This window comes from Bacillus cereus, assembly GCF_002567495.1.
GTDB classification, from domain to species: domain Bacteria; phylum Bacillota; class Bacilli; order Bacillales; family Bacillaceae_G; genus Bacillus_A; species Bacillus_A cereus_AQ.
In genome coordinates, this window is record NZ_NVAP01000077.1 from 1 (window position 1) to 14,701 (window position 14,701).

Genomic DNA, 14,701 nt, shown 5'->3' on the forward strand with positions numbered 1-14,701 from the left:
CTTTTGACTTGTGTTTTTTTATTTCCCATGAAATAGGTTAGGTTCTGTTAGTAAAAATGATGAAATATAGTAAGGGATTTTTTTGGCAGAAATACTTAGAAATTGATAAATAAATGGATAATCTTCAGAGCTATAGCTTCCAAGTAAGTCATACCACCAATCTGTTTCGTATCTAGAAATCATACTTAAATTATAAAGCAATAAATAATGAACAAGAAGTTCAGGTAAAACTGGTTTAAGGTTTCTGGGATCAGTTGTAAGCGGTAAGTAATAAGTATCAGCAAGATATTCGTAGTATAAAGGCGTACTATACATAGGATTCCACGATTGGATGGGAGCTGTAAAAAGCAAATTGGATTTACTTGTTTTCACAGGAACATGATGTATGGATAAATGCTTACAAGTTGATTCAATGTAACGTGAAAATCTTTCCGAAGTCATATGTAATCGATCTAATATATCAACCGAAAAAGACAGCTCGTCTTTATTGATTGAATTAATTTTATATAAGGTTGATTTTTTTTGACTATAACGAAATAAATTTTGTAATTCCGGAATATTTCCCATTAACTCTAACATACTGAATTTTTCTGCCTCTAAGTGTTTCATGTGAAACAGTTGTTCTGCAACATGAGTAAACAAGCCATTCTTCTGTACTTTTACTTCATCTTTTAAAAATTGATAATCTTGTTTTTTTCGCTTACGAGTTGTAACACCGTGGGCTAAAACGGTAGTTGATTCGGGATAGTTGGGATCAACTGTTAGTAAGCAAGCTTTAAACAGTTGACTAATCCCATAAAACAACAACATCGGTTGAATTGAAAAGGGTGCTGCCTTATATAATTCATAATAGTTTTTTCCATGTTCTAAGTAATAAATAAAGGGATAACAATTTTCAAAACTTTTTTTTTCAGCATCTTGTATGGAGGATTTCTCATAACAACGGGCAAGATAACGTTGTACATTTTGAGATGAAAAGAAGAAACTTAATTGCTGCCAAGTATGATGTAATTGATGCATATATTACGCTCCTTTTATTGTCTAAAAATTCTAACATATATATACGTCCTTGACAGTATTTTAACCAATTGATAAGCTACTAATAATAATTTCTGGTATCATAGGGGGAACAATTATGTGGGAATCTAAATTTGTTAAAGAAGGTTTGACTTTTGATGATGTATTACTTGTACCAGCTAGGTCAGATATATTACCAAGAGAAGTAAGTGTTAAAACAGTTTTATCTGAAAGCTTACAGCTAAACATCCCGTTAATTAGTGCAGGAATGGATACAGTAACAGAAGCTGACATGGCAATTGCGATGGCTCGCCAAGGTGGTTTAGGGATTATTCATAAGAATATGTCTATTGAGCAACAAGCAGAGCAAGTTGATAAAGTAAAGCGCTCTGAAAGTGGCGTTATTTCAGATCCTTTCTTCTTAACTCCAGAACATCAAGTATATGATGCAGAACATCTTATGGGAAAATATCGTATCTCAGGTGTACCGGTTGTAAATAATTTAGATGAGCGAAAATTAGTTGGTATTATTACAAACCGTGATATGCGTTTCATCCAAGACTACTCAATCAAAATTTCTGACGTAATGACAAAAGAACAGTTAATTACAGCTCCAGTTGGTACTACACTGGAAGAAGCTGAAAAGATCCTACAAAAGTATAAAATTGAAAAGCTCCCTCTTGTTGATAATAACGGTGTATTACAAGGGCTTATTACAATAAAAGATATTGAAAAAGTAATTGAATTCCCAAACTCTGCGAAAGATAAGCAAGGACGCTTATTAGTTGGAGCAGCAGTTGGTGTAACAGCTGATGCGATGCTTCGTATCGATGCATTAGTAAAAGCAAGCGTAGATGCAATCGTTCTTGATACGGCTCATGGACATTCTAAAGGTGTTATTGATAAGGTAAAAGAAGTTCGTGCTAAATATCCATCACTAAATATTATCGCTGGAAATGTTGCTACTGCTGAAGCAACGAAAGCATTAATTGAAGCTGGTGCAAATGTAGTTAAAGTTGGTATTGGACCAGGTTCTATTTGTACGACACGCGTTGTAGCTGGCGTTGGTGTACCACAATTAACAGCAGTTTATGATTGTGCAACAGAAGCTCGTAAACACGGTATTCCAGTTATTGCTGATGGCGGTGTTAAGTACTCTGGTGATATGGTTAAAGCTTTAGCAGCAGGAGCACACGTTGTTATGCTAGGTAGTATGTTTGCTGGTGTTGCTGAAAGCCCTGGAGAAACTGAAATTTACCAAGGTCGCCAATTTAAAGTGTATCGTGGTATGGGTTCTGTCGGTGCAATGGAAAAAGGAAGTAAAGATCGTTACTTCCAAGAAGGAAACAAAAAACTTGTTCCAGAAGGTATTGAAGGACGAGTGCCATATAAAGGACCTTTAGCAGATACAGTTCATCAATTAGTTGGTGGATTACGTGCAGGTATGGGATATTGCGGAGCACAGGATTTAGAATTCTTACGTGAGAATGCACAATTCATTCGTATGTCAGGTGCTGGTTTACGTGAAAGCCATCCTCATCACGTACAAATTACAAAAGAGGCTCCAAACTACTCATTGTAATGTCTTATATACAAATAGACAGAGATTTGATATCTCTGTCTATTTTTTTTTGATTATGTTAGAATAACGGTTATGTGAGTACATAGATATTGGGGGTAACAAACGTGAAAGGTATGTTTTGCAAAAGATTCATTGCTTTGGTAACAGTGCTTACACTAGCTTGTAGCATTTTTGTACCATATAGCAATGCATCAGCTGAAACAGGAGCCGCTTTAAACATTGAAGCAGGTGCGGCAATTTTAGTAGAAGCGAATTCTGGAAAAATTGTATATCAAAAGAATGCAGATGAATTATTATCCATTGCTAGTATGACAAAAATGATGAGTGAATATTTAGTTCACGAAGCAGTGGATAAAGGAAAGCTTAAGTGGGATCAGAAAATTAAGATTTCTGAATATGCGTATAAAGTTTCACAAGATGCTTCATTATCAAATGTGGCATTAGAAAATGGTGGCTCTTATACAGTAAAAGAGTTATACGAGGCAATGGCAATCTTTTCTGCAAATGGTGCAACAATTGCATTAGCAGAAGCAATTGCAGGTAAAGAAGTAGACTTCGTAAAAATGATGAATGATAAATCGAAAGAACTAGGATTGAAAAATTATAAATTTGTCAATTCTACAGGTTTAACGAATAAAGATTTAAAGGGAATGCATCCTGAAGGAACAACAGCGGATGAAGAAAATAAGATGTCTGCAAAGGATGTTGCAACTTTAGCACAGCATTTAATTAAAGATTATCCAAAAGTGTTAGATACAGCGAAAATCTCCAAAAAAGAATTCCGTCCAGAAAAAGAGAAGTTTGCAATGTCGAACTGGAATTGGATGTTAAAGGGCTTAGTTAAAGAATATGATGGCGTAGATGGCCTGAAAACAGGATCAACTCCAGAAGCAGGAGATTGCTTCACTGGTACGGTTGAAAGAAACGGAATGCGTTTTATTTCTGTAGTTATTAAAACAAGTTCTCATACAGCACGTTTTGATGAAACAAAGAAGCTATATGATTATGGATTTGCTAACTTTGAAATGAAACAAATGTATAAAAAAGGTTCTTCAGTAAAAGGACAAGAAACAGTACGAGTAGAAAATGCAAAAGATAAAGATGTAGCAGTTCAAACGAAACAAGCTATTTCACTTCCAGTGCCAAAAGGAAGTAAAGATGTTTATAAAACAGAATTAAAAGAATCAAGTAAGGGACAAGAAGCACCTATTAAAAAGGGAGCTACGCTTGGTCAAATGGTAATTACGTCAAAAGATACAAACGACCCTGGATTTTTAACTGGTAAGTCGTTACAAGTGGATCTTGTAACAACATCTGAAGTAGAAGAAGCAAACTGGTTTACTCGTGCTATGCGCGGAATTGGTTCATTCTTTAGTGGTATGTGGAATAGTGCTGTTGATACAGTAAAAGGTTGGTTTTAAAAGCTCCTTATGATAGGAGCTTTTTTTTATTCCTATTTTTCATACCGACTTTATGAAAAAGTAGTAGACAAGCATCTGATAGTTAGTGGTAGAATGTAAGAGTATTCTTAATTTTCGCCTTTAACGGGGAAAAGCAATTCACCTAGGGGGGTTTTTGTAACATGACAAATGTAACAGGGACAGAACGTGTAAAACGTGGAATGGCAGAAATGCAAAAAGGCGGCGTTATTATGGACGTAATTAACGCTGAACAAGCAAAAATTGCAGAAGAGGCAGGCGCAGTTGCCGTTATGGCGTTAGAGCGTGTACCAGCAGATATTCGTGCAGCAGGTGGCGTTTCTCGTATGGCAGACCCAACGATCGTTGAAGAAGTTATGGGTGCTGTGTCAATTCCGGTTATGGCAAAATGCCGTATCGGTCACCTTGTAGAAGCACGTGTATTAGAATCATTAGGGGTAGACTATATCGATGAGAGTGAAGTATTAACTCCTGCTGATGAAGTATACCATTTAAATAAACGTGATTACACAGTTCCATTTGTATGTGGTTGCCGTGATATCGGAGAAGCTGCACGTCGTATTGCAGAAGGTGCATCTATGCTTCGTACAAAAGGTGAACCAGGAACAGGAAACATTGTAGAGGCAGTGCGTCATATGCGCCAAGTCAATGCAGAAATCCGTCAAGTTGCAAGTCTACGTGAAGATGAGTTAATGACATATGCAAAAAATACTGGTGCTCCTTATGAAGTACTACTTGAAATTAAACGCCTTGGTCGTTTGCCAGTTGTAAACTTTGCAGCAGGTGGTGTAGCAACACCAGCAGATGCAGCGTTAATGATGCAACTTGGTGCGGATGGTGTATTTGTTGGATCTGGTATCTTCAAATCAGAGAATCCAGAGAAATTTGCACGTGCGATCGTTGAAGCGACGACTCATTATGAGGATTACGAACTAATTGCAAGCCTTTCTAAAGGATTAGGTAATGCGATGAAAGGTATCGAAATTTCAACGTTATTACCAGAACAACGCATGCAAGAGCGTGGATGGTAATTGAAGGAGAACTTTAAAATGGTGAAAATCGGTGTACTAGGTCTTCAAGGTGCAGTTCGTGAGCATGTAAAATCAGTCGAAGCAAGTGGTGCAGAAGCTGTTGTTGTAAAGCGTATAGAACAACTTGAAGAGATTGATGGTCTTATTTTACCAGGTGGTGAAAGTACAACTATGCGCCGTCTTATTGATAAGTATGCTTTCATGGAACCACTTCGTTCATTCGCAAAGTCTGGTAAGCCAATGTTTGGTACGTGTGCAGGGATGATTCTTCTTGCAAAAACACTTATTGGTTATGAAGAAGCACATATTGGTGCTATGGATATTACAGTTGAGCGCAATGCGTTCGGACGTCAAAAAGATAGCTTCGAAGCTGCACTTTCTATTAAAGGTGTGGGAGAGGATTTTGTTGGCGTATTTATTCGTGCCCCGTATGTTGTAAATGTGGCTGATGATGTGGAAGTACTTTCTATGCATGGCGACCGAATGGTAGCGGTAAAACAAAATCAGTTTTTAGCTGCTTCATTCCATCCGGAATTAACGGATGATCATCGTGTGACAGCATACTTTGTTGAAATGGTAAAAGAAGCGAAAATGAAAAAAGTTGTATAAGTAACTTGCAACTTGTATAAGATTATAGTAAATTGATGGTAACAATTTTATAAAATAAGCGTGTTGATAGGAAGTAGTAACAAATGCCGTTTCTTATAGAGAGTCGATGGTTGGTGGAAATCGATAGAAACAGTTTGTGAATCCATCCTGGAATGGAATGTGGAATATCTTTATGATTAGTAAACATTCCCGGTGAAGAGCCGTTATTTCTACTTGAGAGGAAGGCGGTAATGCTTTCAACTAGGGTGGCAACGCGGGTTAACTCCCGTCCCTTTATATAGGGACGGGAGTTTTTTGTGTTTTATAAAATAAAAGGAGGAGTATATAATGCTTGATATTAAATTTTTACGTACAAATTTTGAAGAAGTAAAAGCAAAGTTACAGCATAGAGGCGAAGATTTAACTGATTTTGGTCGCTTTGAAGAACTGGATACGAGAAGAAGAGAACTACTTGTGCAAACAGAGGAACTAAAAAGTAAACGTAACGAAGTATCTCAACAAATCTCTGTATTGAAGCGCGAAAAGAAAGATGCAGAAGCTCTAATTCTAGAAATGCGTGAAGTTGGAGAAAAAGTAAAAGATCTTGATAATGAGCTTCGTACAGTTGAAGAAGACTTAGAAAGGTTAATGTTATCTATTCCAAATATCCCTCATGAATCTGCTCCAGTTGGTGAAACAGAGGATGATAATGTAGTAGCGCGTACTTGGGGAGATGCAAAAGAATTTGCTTTTGAGCCAAAACCACATTGGGATCTTGCTACAGATTTAGGAATTCTAGATTTTGAGCGTGCTGGGAAAGTGACAGGAAGCCGTTTCGTATTCTATAAAGGCGCTGGTGCAAGATTAGAGCGTGCTTTAATTAGCTTTATGCTTGATCTTCATACTGATGAGCACGGATATGAAGAAGTATTACCTCCGTATATGGTAAACCGTGCAAGTATGACAGGAACAGGACAACTTCCAAAATTTGAAGAAGATGCATTCCGTATTGAAAGTGAAGATTACTTCTTAATTCCAACAGCTGAAGTACCTGTAACGAATATGCACCGTGATGAAATCTTAAATAAAGAACAATTGCCTATAAGATATGCTGCATTTAGCTCTTGTTTCCGTTCTGAAGCAGGTTCAGCTGGCCGTGATACACGTGGCTTAATTCGTCAGCATCAGTTCAATAAAGTAGAGCTTGTAAAGTTCGTAAAACCAGAAGATTCTTATGAAGAGTTAGAAAAACTAACAAATGATGCAGAACGCGTGTTACAATTATTAGAGTTGCCATATCGCGTTATGAGCATGTGCACAGGCGATTTAGGGTTTACAGCAGCGAAGAAATACGATATCGAAGTATGGATTCCAAGCTATGGCACATATCGTGAAATTTCTTCTTGTAGTAATTTTGAGGCTTTCCAAGCGAGACGTGCAAATATCCGTTTCCGTCGTGAACCAAACGGAAAACCAGAACATGTTCATACATTAAATGGATCTGGTCTTGCAATTGGACGTACGGTGGCAGCTATTTTAGAGAACTACCAACAAGAAGATGGTACAATTATAATTCCAGAAGTTCTTCGCCCTTATATGGGAGGAAAAACAGTTATTAAGTAAATTTATAAACATTCATCGGTATGAGTGATTGGTAATTATGAGCGTTGTCAGTACTATAATGTAGGAGAGGGAAAGTAAAATTTCCCTTTCCTCATAATTTATTTTAGTAGGGTTGACTAACTGTTTTTCTTTTGATATTATATTTGATGTCAATATGGAGGTATACCCAAGTCTGGCTGAAGGGATCGGTCTTGAAAACCGACAGGCGGCGAGAGTCGCGCGGGGGTTCGAATCCCTCTACCTCCTCCAGATATAATTGACAACAGCGCATATAAGTGGAGATTGGAGAACTCGTTACCAACACGTAACGAGTTTTTATTTTAAAACCAATCATAAAGTATGGTGTAAGGCGACTTTGTCCTTATTACACACTCATATTCCGATGATTATCTTCATAGATATGAAAGGAGTCAACATGGATCTTATTATACAAACGTTTCCTTTAGATGGAAAAACTTTATATTATGTACAATGTCCTGTCTGTAAGAACAATAGAATTTTAAACAGTGGTGCAAACGTATCACGCATTATTAGCGATGATACATTCCGTAAACTTTGTGGTTGCACTTGTGATGTAAAACAAACTGCGACAAAAGTAGAGGCACCAAAAAAAGTTAAAAAAGAAGCTGTAAAGAAAGAAGCAGCTCCAAAACGTACAGGTAAAGTATTAACAGCAGTAATTAACGGGAAAGAAATGACTGTTAAAGAGATTGCTGAGACATACGATATTAGTACAAGTACTGTTCGTCAGCGTATTAACGCTGGAAAACCTGAGAGTGAAATTATTGCTCCAACAAAGAAGAAGTAATTTAATAGAAAAACCCGTGCATCTGCACGGGTTTTTTATTTTACAAGTTTACGTGTTTGTTTTAAAAAATGACCAATTTTTTTAATGATTGGTTCAATAGAATCGCCATCTTTTAAAATATCGTATTCATTAATATTTAATCGTAAAACAGGACATGAATTAAAGTTATTAATCCAGTTTTCGTAACGCCCATGCATCTCTTTCCAATACTCAATTGGTGTTTGCTGTTCCATCGGACGTCCGCGTTCTTGGATACGATCGACGATATCGTCAAAAGAACCTTCTAAGTAAATTAATAAGTCTGGATGAGGGAAGTAAGGAGTCATGACCATAGCGTCAAATAGACCTTTGTATGTTTCATAATCAGTTTCCGTCATTGTACCTTTTTCGTGATGCATCTTTGCGAAAATACCAGTGTCTTCATAAATAGAACGATCTTGAACAAAACCGCCACCGTATTCAAAAATTCGTTTTTGTTCCTTAAATCGTTCTGCTAAAAAGTACACTTGTAAGTGAAAGCTCCAGCGAGTAAAGTCCGCATAGAACTTGTCCAAATATGGATTAGAATCTACTTTTTCAAATGATGTGCGATAACCTAAAGCATTAGCTAATGCAGTTGTCATAGTTGATTTACCCACACCTACCGTTCCGGCGATAGTGATTACTGCATCATTGGGTATATCATATTTTTGCCTTAAATTCATTATTATTTCGACTCCTTTAAGAGAGTATTTTGAAGAGCAGATAGGATGACATTTAAATCATCAGGATTTTTTATAAAATCCATGTCGTCGCCATTAAATTTCAATACTGGTATCTCCGGATGATCTTTTTTAAAAGCATCCATTGCTGTTTCGTAATCTTTTGTGAGCTGTAGTAAGTAATTTGGATCCATATTTTTTTCGAATTCTCTTCCGCGCATGGCGATTCGTTTTTGCAATGTTTCTAGGCTAGCTGTTAAATAAACAATGACGTTTGGTACAGGCATATCTTGTGTAAGGATACGATAAATTTGCATGTACTTGTCATATTGAGAGTCTTTTAATGTGCGGGATGCAAAAATTAAATTTTTAAAGATATGGTAATCCGCTACTACTGGCTTCCTTTGATTCAAATACTTTATATTAATATCTTCTAATTGTTTGTATCTATTACAAAGAAAGAACATCTCTGTTTGAAAACTCCATTCGTCGATGTCTTCATAGAATTTTCCTAAAAAAGGATTTTCATCAACAATCTCTTTTAGTAAGTGGAGTTGCATGTGAGTTGAAATTTCCTTCGCAAGTGAAGTTTTTCCAACACCAATTGGTCCTTCAACCGTGATAAATGGTACTCCGGTCACGCTGTTTCCTCCTTTCAATCAGTGATTTACCGTGACTACTAAAAACACAAAACAGAATTATTGTAGCACAAGAGGGAAGCGAGCGGGTTAATTTGATATAAAAAGTTAGAAAATAGATATATGTATTAATTAAATTTTATTTTGGATGACGATGTTATATTTGCTTTCAATGTAGTTTCCATTATTTTTAAAGCATGTATATTATCTTGGTCGTTGTTAGAGGCAATACAATCCTGTGGTACATACAATGTATAATTTCTCATATGAGCATCATTAGCCGTAAATAGGATACATATATTCCCGGCAACTCCTGTTAATATTAGATTTTCTATTTTTAAATAACCCAGTAAAGAATTTAAAGGTGTTTCATAAAAAGCAGAATAATGTGGTTTAATAAAAATGTAATCATCAGAACTTGGAGCAATCTTATGAATTATATTTTCGCTATATTTATTCGTACAATGAGTAATAAGTTGATCAATATCAGATCTCCAAAGTTGATAATGGTCATTAATATAAATTATAGGATAGCCGAAGGATTTCATTTTTTTCTTTAATTGTAAAATAGGGTTTGTTATAGTTTCACATTTTTGAGCTAGAATGGGTCCGTGGGAAAATTGAAAATCATTAATCATATCGATAATGAGCAAGGCGGTATTTTTCATATGTAATCCCCTCTCTTTTTCTTTTAGGGTGGATTGAATTTGTAAAAGTTATCCCCTGTGTAGTAAATGGAAATAAGTGTACTTTATTTGTAATGAAAGGACTATGTTATGGAACAAGATCAAGATATTTATTTTATGCAATTAGCGATAGAAGAAGCTAAAAAGGCAGAGGAAATACAGGAAGTACCAATTGGTGCAGTTATAGTGTTAAATGGTGAGGTAATTAGTTTTGCTCATAATTTAAGGGAAACTGAGCAAAGATCAATAGCTCATGCTGAGTTGCTAGCGATAGATGAGGCGTGCAAAAAATTAGGGACATGGCGTTTAGAAGATGCAACATTGTATGTAACATTAGAACCTTGTCCAATGTGTGCGGGTGGAATTGTTTTATCACGAGTGAAGCGAGTTGTATATGGTGCCAGTGATCCTAAGGGTGGATGTGCAGGGACATTGATGAATCTTTTAACGGATGAACGCTTCAATCATCAATGTGAAGTAGTACCTGGTGTACTAGAGGAAGAATGCGGTACGTTGTTAACAAACTTTTTTAGAGAGCTTCGTAAAAAAAGAAAAGCGATAAAAAAAATAGAGAAAAACAAGGAGAATTAACGTATTTGCATTTTATAAAGAAACAAGTTATACTGAGAATGCCTTTTAATGAAGGCAACCGAATATTGGTTTTAACTTTGCCGTGCTAAGCGGGGAGGTAGCGGTGCCCTATACTCGCAATCCGCTCTAGCGAGGCCGAATCCCCTCTCGAGGTTATGTTTCTGTAAGGTCTGCCTTAAGTAAGTGGTGTTGACGTTTGGGTCCTGCGCAACGGGACCCCGTGAACCTTGTCAGGTCCGGAAGGAAGCAGCAATAAGCGGGTCTTCTCGTGTGCCGCAGGAGTGCCTGAACCGAGCTAACTGCTTGAGTAACGCTTATGGTACGTAATCGACAGAGGGTGCACGGCAGTTATATATGTATACAAAACTCACCTTAATACAAAGGTGAGTTTTTTGTATAGAAAATAACTTTTGGAATCTATAAACAGAATGGGTTATAATAAATAAGATAATAACCTTTGAGGGAGGCCGTATTTTCGTGTCATACCAAGCGTTATACCGAACATGGAGACCGCAAAAGTTTGAAGATGTAGTTGGTCAAAAGCACGTGACAAAAACGTTGCAAAATGCCCTTCTTCAAGAGAAAGTTTCACATGCTTATTTATTTTCTGGTCCGAGGGGAACAGGAAAAACGACAATTGCAAAAGTATTTGCAAAAGCAATTAACTGTGAACATGCTCCGGTAGCTGAACCTTGTAATGAATGTCCTTCTTGTTTAGGAATTACACAAGGGTCTATTTCAGATGTATTAGAAATTGATGCGGCTTCAAATAACGGTGTAGATGAAATTCGAGATATAAGAGATAAAGTAAAATATGCTCCAAGTGCTGTAGAATATAAAGTATACATTATTGATGAAGTTCACATGCTTTCTATGGGTGCATTTAATGCGCTTTTAAAAACCTTAGAAGAGCCGCCAGGACATGTTATCTTTATTTTGGCGACAACAGAACCTCATAAGATCCCGCCTACAATTATTTCACGTTGTCAGCGTTTTGAATTTCGAAAAATATCAGTGAATGATATTGTTGAGAGATTATCAACGGTTGTGACAAATGAAGGTACGCAAGTGGAAGATGAAGCGTTACAAATTGTTGCACGTGCTGCTGAAGGTGGTATGCGTGACGCGCTTAGTCTTATTGATCAGGCTATATCTTATAGTGATGAGACCGTTACGACAGAAGATGTATTGGCCGTAACAGGATCTGTTTCTCAGCAATACTTAGGCAATTTAGTAGAATGCATACGTGAAAATGATGTATCAAGAGCATTACAAATCATAGATGAAATGATGAGTAAAGGGAAGGATCCAGTTCGTTTTATGGAAGATTTCATTTACTATTATCGTGATATGCTTTTATATCAAACTTCACCGCAACTAGAACATATGTTGGAACGAGTAATTGTAGATGATCAATTCCGTAAGTTGAGTGAAGAAATGCAACCGGAAGTGATCTATGAGATTATTCATACCCTTAGTAAGGGACAACAGGAAATGAAGTGGACAAATCATCCGCGTATTTTCTTAGAAGTTGTTATGGTGCAATTGTGTCAACAGTTTATGATGCAAGCAAATGGTACAGATCGTTTGCAAGCAATTATGAACAGGATGCAGCAACTGGAGAAAGAGTTAGAGCAAGTCAAAAAGAATGGTGTGCCAGCTGGTGTACAACAGGAAGTAAGAGAGACACGCGCAACACCAAAACCGGTACGAACAGGAAGTATGAAGATTCCTGTCGGACGTGTAAATGAAGTATTAAAACAAGCGAAGCGTCAAGATTTAGAACAATTAAAAGCTGTATGGGGTGAGTTATTAGGAAGACTCAAATCATATAACAAAGTAGCGTTTGCCGTTTTACTAGAAAATAGCGAACCAGTGGCAGCTTCAGATGATACTTACGTTTTAGCATTTCAATATGAGATTCACTGTAAGATGGCGAGCGAAAATCGAGAAGCTATGGATACAGTAGAACAAGCTTTATTTGAATTGCTAAGTAAAAGATTAAATATGATTGCCATTCCAAAAAGTGAATGGGGTAAAATCCGTGAAGATTTTTTACAACGTGAAGGTGGAGATTCTGAAGAAAGCCCAGAGAAAAAAGAAGACCCTCTTATAGAAGAGGCAGTGAAATTAGTAGGACAAGAACTCATTGAAATAAAAGAGTAATAATAATTAGGAGGAATTAATTATGATGCGTGGCGGAATGGGAAATATGAATAACATGATGAAACAAATGCAAAAGATGCAAAAGGACATGGCGAAAGCACAAGAAGAGCTTGGTGATAAAACAGTTGAAGGTACAGCTGGCGGCGGAATGATTACGGTTATCGCAAATGGTCACAAGCAAATTCTTGAAGTGAAGATTAAAGAAGAAGTTGTAGATCCAGAAGATATCGAAATGTTACAAGACTTAGTATTAGCTGCAACGAATGATGCACTTAAAAAGGCTGATGAGCTTTCAAATTCTACAATGGGTAAATTTACAAAAGGCTTAAACTTACCAGGTGGAATGTTCTAGGAGGATATTGATATATGCATTATCCAGAACCAATATCAAAACTAATCGATAGTTTTATGAAGTTGCCAGGCATTGGACCGAAAACAGCGGTTCGATTGGCGTTTTTCGTATTAGATATGAAAGAAGATGATGTGTTAGGTTTTGCGAAAGCACTTGTAAATGCGAAGCGAGATTTAGCGTATTGTTCTGTATGCGGACATATTACTGATCGTGATCCTTGTTATATTTGTAATGATTCGCATCGAGATCAATCAGTTATTTGTGTCGTGCAAGAACCGAAAGATGTAATCGCGATGGAAAAAATGAAAGAGTATCAAGGTGTATATCATGTGTTACGTGGTGCGATTTCTCCGATGGAGGGAATTGGGCCGGAAGACATTAATATCCCGCAACTCTTAAAGCGACTACATGATGAAACGGTACAAGAAGTGATATTAGCAACAAACCCTAATATTGAAGGGGAAGCTACAGCGATGTATATCTCCCGCCTCTTAAAACCTACAGGCATTAAAGTAACTCGTATTGCACATGGTCTGCCAGTTGGTGGAGATTTAGAATATGCAGATGAAGTGACATTATCGAAAGCGTTAGAAGGTCGCAGAGAAGTATAAGAGGAGAAACAAAAATGTTCTTTCAAAAAAAGGGTAAATTGCGTAAAGAGTATGACGATAAGTTAATTGTACTGTTGGAAAAAGTGAAGAATGAGTGGTTACGTCAGAAGAGAATGGTTGAACAAAGTGTAGAACCATCTCAAGATGTCATTTGTTCTTTGAAAATAGCAGAGGCGAAATATTTCTTCTTGTTAAAAGAAGCAAAGCGTCGTCCTGTAAAAATGGAACAATGGTAAAGGGTTCTGCTTTCTAAGCAGGCCTTTTTATTTTATTCGTTAAATGTTGAGATGTCGTTTTATTTGATTTATATGAAAGAGATGCCGCTTATGATAACTGTTCTTTTTTATTGTCTTGTCCCATACAAATAGATGTATAGGTCATTCATAAGGAGGAAAAAATGAATTCTACAATTATTATTGTTGGCATTCTTACTTTAGTGTTTATTTTTCTTGTTTTTGGTGTTGCTTCTAAGCCATTACGTTTTATAGGTAAGGTGATTTTTCATGTTACTCTAGGAATAGCGTTGCTTTTTATCGTAAATGTTGTAGGGACATATTTTGATTTTCATATCCCAATTAACATGGGTACAGCAGTAATAACGAGTTTATTAGGCCTACCGGGTGTGGTAGCATTAGTGATTATTAAGCTTTATATCATGCCAAGATAAAATTTTTTTGGTATTTTTTTAAAAAGTGTTGACTAATAAATGATTAATATGGTAAATTAATAAGCGTCGTCAGCAACGAAAGAAAAAAGCTGTTGACAGATTTAACGAGAAATGTTAAATTGTAAAAGTCGCTGAAACGCGATGTTGAACTTTGAAAACTAAACGAAACAAACAACGTGAAACGTCAATTTTTATTTTTAG

Annotated in this window: 16 protein-coding genes, 1 tRNA gene, 1 other RNA gene and 1 other annotated feature; of the genes, 14 read left to right on the forward strand and 4 right to left on the reverse strand. The window is 36.5% G+C overall.

All coding sequences use genetic code 11. The annotated features are described in order from the left end of the window. Positions 1-18: 18 nt before the first annotated feature. A complete protein-coding gene (locus COK05_RS29105) occupies positions 19-1,020 on the reverse strand; it encodes a YaaC family protein (protein WP_098615302.1) in 1,002 nt (333 codons plus the stop codon). Positions 1,021-1,135: 115 nt separating this feature from the next. On the opposite strand from COK05_RS29105, the gene guaB reads away from it, so the two are divergent. The 7 genes from guaB to COK05_RS29140 all read left to right on the forward strand — a co-directional run bounded on the left by guaB (position 1,136) and on the right by COK05_RS29140 (position 8,088). Next, on the forward strand, positions 1,136-2,599 hold the full coding sequence (gene guaB / locus COK05_RS29110; protein ID WP_000264089.1) for an IMP dehydrogenase: 1,464 nt from the start codon (positions 1,136-1,138) through the stop codon (positions 2,597-2,599). Positions 2,600-2,712: 113 nt separating this feature from the next. Next, positions 2,713-4,020 carry a D-alanyl-D-alanine carboxypeptidase DacA gene (gene dacA, locus COK05_RS29115; protein ID WP_141539298.1) on the forward strand — a complete coding sequence of 436 codons (1,308 nt, stop codon included), beginning with the start codon at positions 2,713-2,715 and terminating at the stop codon, positions 4,018-4,020. 161 nt (positions 4,021-4,181) lie between these two features. Continuing rightward, positions 4,182-5,069, forward strand: coding sequence for a pyridoxal 5'-phosphate synthase lyase subunit PdxS (pdxS, locus tag COK05_RS29120; protein WP_000186157.1), 888 nt, complete (start codon positions 4,182-4,184; stop codon positions 5,067-5,069). Between the two features lie 18 nt (positions 5,070-5,087). Continuing rightward, the gene (gene pdxT / locus COK05_RS29125; RefSeq protein ID WP_098615304.1) at positions 5,088-5,678 is read left to right on the forward strand and encodes a pyridoxal 5'-phosphate synthase glutaminase subunit PdxT; all 591 of its coding nucleotides are present in this window, start codon (positions 5,088-5,090) and stop codon (positions 5,676-5,678) included. A 54-nt stretch (positions 5,679-5,732) separates the two neighbouring features. Further along, positions 5,733-5,954 (forward strand) — a binding site (T-box leader). A 51-nt stretch (positions 5,955-6,005) separates the two neighbouring features. Further along, on the forward strand, positions 6,006-7,280 hold the full coding sequence (serS, locus tag COK05_RS29130) for a serine--tRNA ligase (protein ID WP_098615305.1): 1,275 nt from the start codon (positions 6,006-6,008) through the stop codon (positions 7,278-7,280). Positions 7,281-7,436: 156 nt separating this feature from the next. Next, positions 7,437-7,529, forward strand: a tRNA-Ser gene (locus tag COK05_RS29135). A gap of 166 nt (positions 7,530-7,695) precedes the next feature. Next, positions 7,696-8,088: a DUF3797 domain-containing protein gene (locus COK05_RS29140; protein WP_060629159.1), complete on the forward strand. Its 393-nt coding sequence runs from the start codon at positions 7,696-7,698 to the stop codon at positions 8,086-8,088. 35 nt (positions 8,089-8,123) lie between these two features. Here the strand turns inward: COK05_RS29140 and COK05_RS29145 are convergent, their stop codons facing one another. The 3 genes from COK05_RS29145 to COK05_RS29155 form a co-directional block, all read right to left on the reverse strand. Then, on the reverse strand, positions 8,124-8,792 hold the full coding sequence (locus COK05_RS29145; RefSeq protein WP_001053585.1) for a deoxynucleoside kinase: 669 nt from the start codon (positions 8,790-8,792) through the stop codon (positions 8,124-8,126). 2 nt (positions 8,793-8,794) lie between these two features. Then, the gene (locus COK05_RS29150; RefSeq protein ID WP_098615307.1) at positions 8,795-9,430 is read right to left on the reverse strand and encodes a deoxynucleoside kinase; all 636 of its coding nucleotides are present in this window, start codon (positions 9,428-9,430) and stop codon (positions 8,795-8,797) included. Positions 9,431-9,555: 125 nt separating this feature from the next. Continuing rightward, the gene (locus COK05_RS29155; RefSeq protein WP_098615308.1) at positions 9,556-10,095 is read right to left on the reverse strand and encodes an isochorismatase family cysteine hydrolase; all 540 of its coding nucleotides are present in this window, start codon (positions 10,093-10,095) and stop codon (positions 9,556-9,558) included. A gap of 108 nt (positions 10,096-10,203) precedes the next feature. Here COK05_RS29155 and tadA point away from each other — a divergent pair, with 108 nt between their 5' ends. From tadA to COK05_RS29195, 7 genes are all read left to right on the forward strand, one after another. Then, positions 10,204-10,704 (forward strand): tRNA adenosine(34) deaminase TadA, encoded by a 501-nt coding sequence (gene tadA, locus COK05_RS29165; protein WP_098615309.1) that lies wholly within the window; start codon positions 10,204-10,206, stop codon positions 10,702-10,704. Positions 10,705-10,784: 80 nt separating this feature from the next. Continuing rightward, positions 10,785-11,049, forward strand: an RNA gene (gene ffs / locus COK05_RS29170) — signal recognition particle sRNA large type. Positions 11,050-11,181: 132 nt separating this feature from the next. Next, complete coding sequence (dnaX, locus tag COK05_RS29175) at positions 11,182-12,870, forward strand: DNA polymerase III subunit gamma/tau (protein WP_098615310.1); 1,689 nt, start codon at positions 11,182-11,184, stop codon at positions 12,868-12,870. Between the two features lie 25 nt (positions 12,871-12,895). Further along, on the forward strand, positions 12,896-13,222 hold the full coding sequence (locus COK05_RS29180; RefSeq protein ID WP_176539473.1) for a YbaB/EbfC family nucleoid-associated protein: 327 nt from the start codon (positions 12,896-12,898) through the stop codon (positions 13,220-13,222). A 14-nt stretch (positions 13,223-13,236) separates the two neighbouring features. Next, positions 13,237-13,833, forward strand: coding sequence for a recombination protein RecR (gene recR, locus COK05_RS29185; RefSeq protein ID WP_043938863.1), 597 nt, complete (start codon positions 13,237-13,239; stop codon positions 13,831-13,833). 14 nt (positions 13,834-13,847) lie between these two features. Then, positions 13,848-14,069 carry a YaaL family protein gene (locus COK05_RS29190; RefSeq protein ID WP_000466019.1) on the forward strand — a complete coding sequence of 74 codons (222 nt, stop codon included), beginning with the start codon at positions 13,848-13,850 and terminating at the stop codon, positions 14,067-14,069. A gap of 161 nt (positions 14,070-14,230) precedes the next feature. Further along, positions 14,231-14,500 (forward strand): pro-sigmaK processing inhibitor BofA family protein, encoded by a 270-nt coding sequence (locus COK05_RS29195; RefSeq protein WP_098615312.1) that lies wholly within the window; start codon positions 14,231-14,233, stop codon positions 14,498-14,500. The last annotated feature ends 201 nt before the right edge of the window (positions 14,501-14,701 follow it).

What these genes read in the sequence shown, in the direction of transcription:
- COK05_RS29105 (WP_098615302.1), bottom strand. Translation starts at nt 1,020, where the DNA reads ATGCATCAATTACATCATACTTGGCAGCAATTAAGTTTCTTCTTTTCA.
- guaB (WP_000264089.1), top strand. Translation starts at nt 1,136, where the DNA reads ATGTGGGAATCTAAATTTGTTAAAGAAGGTTTGACTTTTGATGATGTA.
- dacA (WP_141539298.1), top strand. Translation starts at nt 2,713, where the DNA reads ATGTTTTGCAAAAGATTCATTGCTTTGGTAACAGTGCTTACACTAGCT.
- pdxS (WP_000186157.1), top strand. Translation starts at nt 4,182, where the DNA reads ATGACAAATGTAACAGGGACAGAACGTGTAAAACGTGGAATGGCAGAA.
- pdxT (WP_098615304.1), top strand. Translation starts at nt 5,088, where the DNA reads ATGGTGAAAATCGGTGTACTAGGTCTTCAAGGTGCAGTTCGTGAGCAT.
- serS (WP_098615305.1), top strand. Translation starts at nt 6,006, where the DNA reads ATGCTTGATATTAAATTTTTACGTACAAATTTTGAAGAAGTAAAAGCA.
- COK05_RS29140 (WP_060629159.1), top strand. Translation starts at nt 7,696, where the DNA reads ATGGATCTTATTATACAAACGTTTCCTTTAGATGGAAAAACTTTATAT.
- COK05_RS29145 (WP_001053585.1), bottom strand. Translation starts at nt 8,792, where the DNA reads ATGAATTTAAGGCAAAAATATGATATACCCAATGATGCAGTAATCACT.
- COK05_RS29155 (WP_098615308.1), bottom strand. Translation starts at nt 10,095, where the DNA reads ATGAAAAATACCGCCTTGCTCATTATCGATATGATTAATGATTTTCAA.
- tadA (WP_098615309.1), top strand. Translation starts at nt 10,204, where the DNA reads ATGGAACAAGATCAAGATATTTATTTTATGCAATTAGCGATAGAAGAA.
- COK05_RS29180 (WP_176539473.1), top strand. Translation starts at nt 12,896, where the DNA reads ATGCGTGGCGGAATGGGAAATATGAATAACATGATGAAACAAATGCAA.
- recR (WP_043938863.1), top strand. Translation starts at nt 13,237, where the DNA reads ATGCATTATCCAGAACCAATATCAAAACTAATCGATAGTTTTATGAAG.
- COK05_RS29190 (WP_000466019.1), top strand. Translation starts at nt 13,848, where the DNA reads ATGTTCTTTCAAAAAAAGGGTAAATTGCGTAAAGAGTATGACGATAAG.
- COK05_RS29195 (WP_098615312.1), top strand. Translation starts at nt 14,231, where the DNA reads ATGAATTCTACAATTATTATTGTTGGCATTCTTACTTTAGTGTTTATT.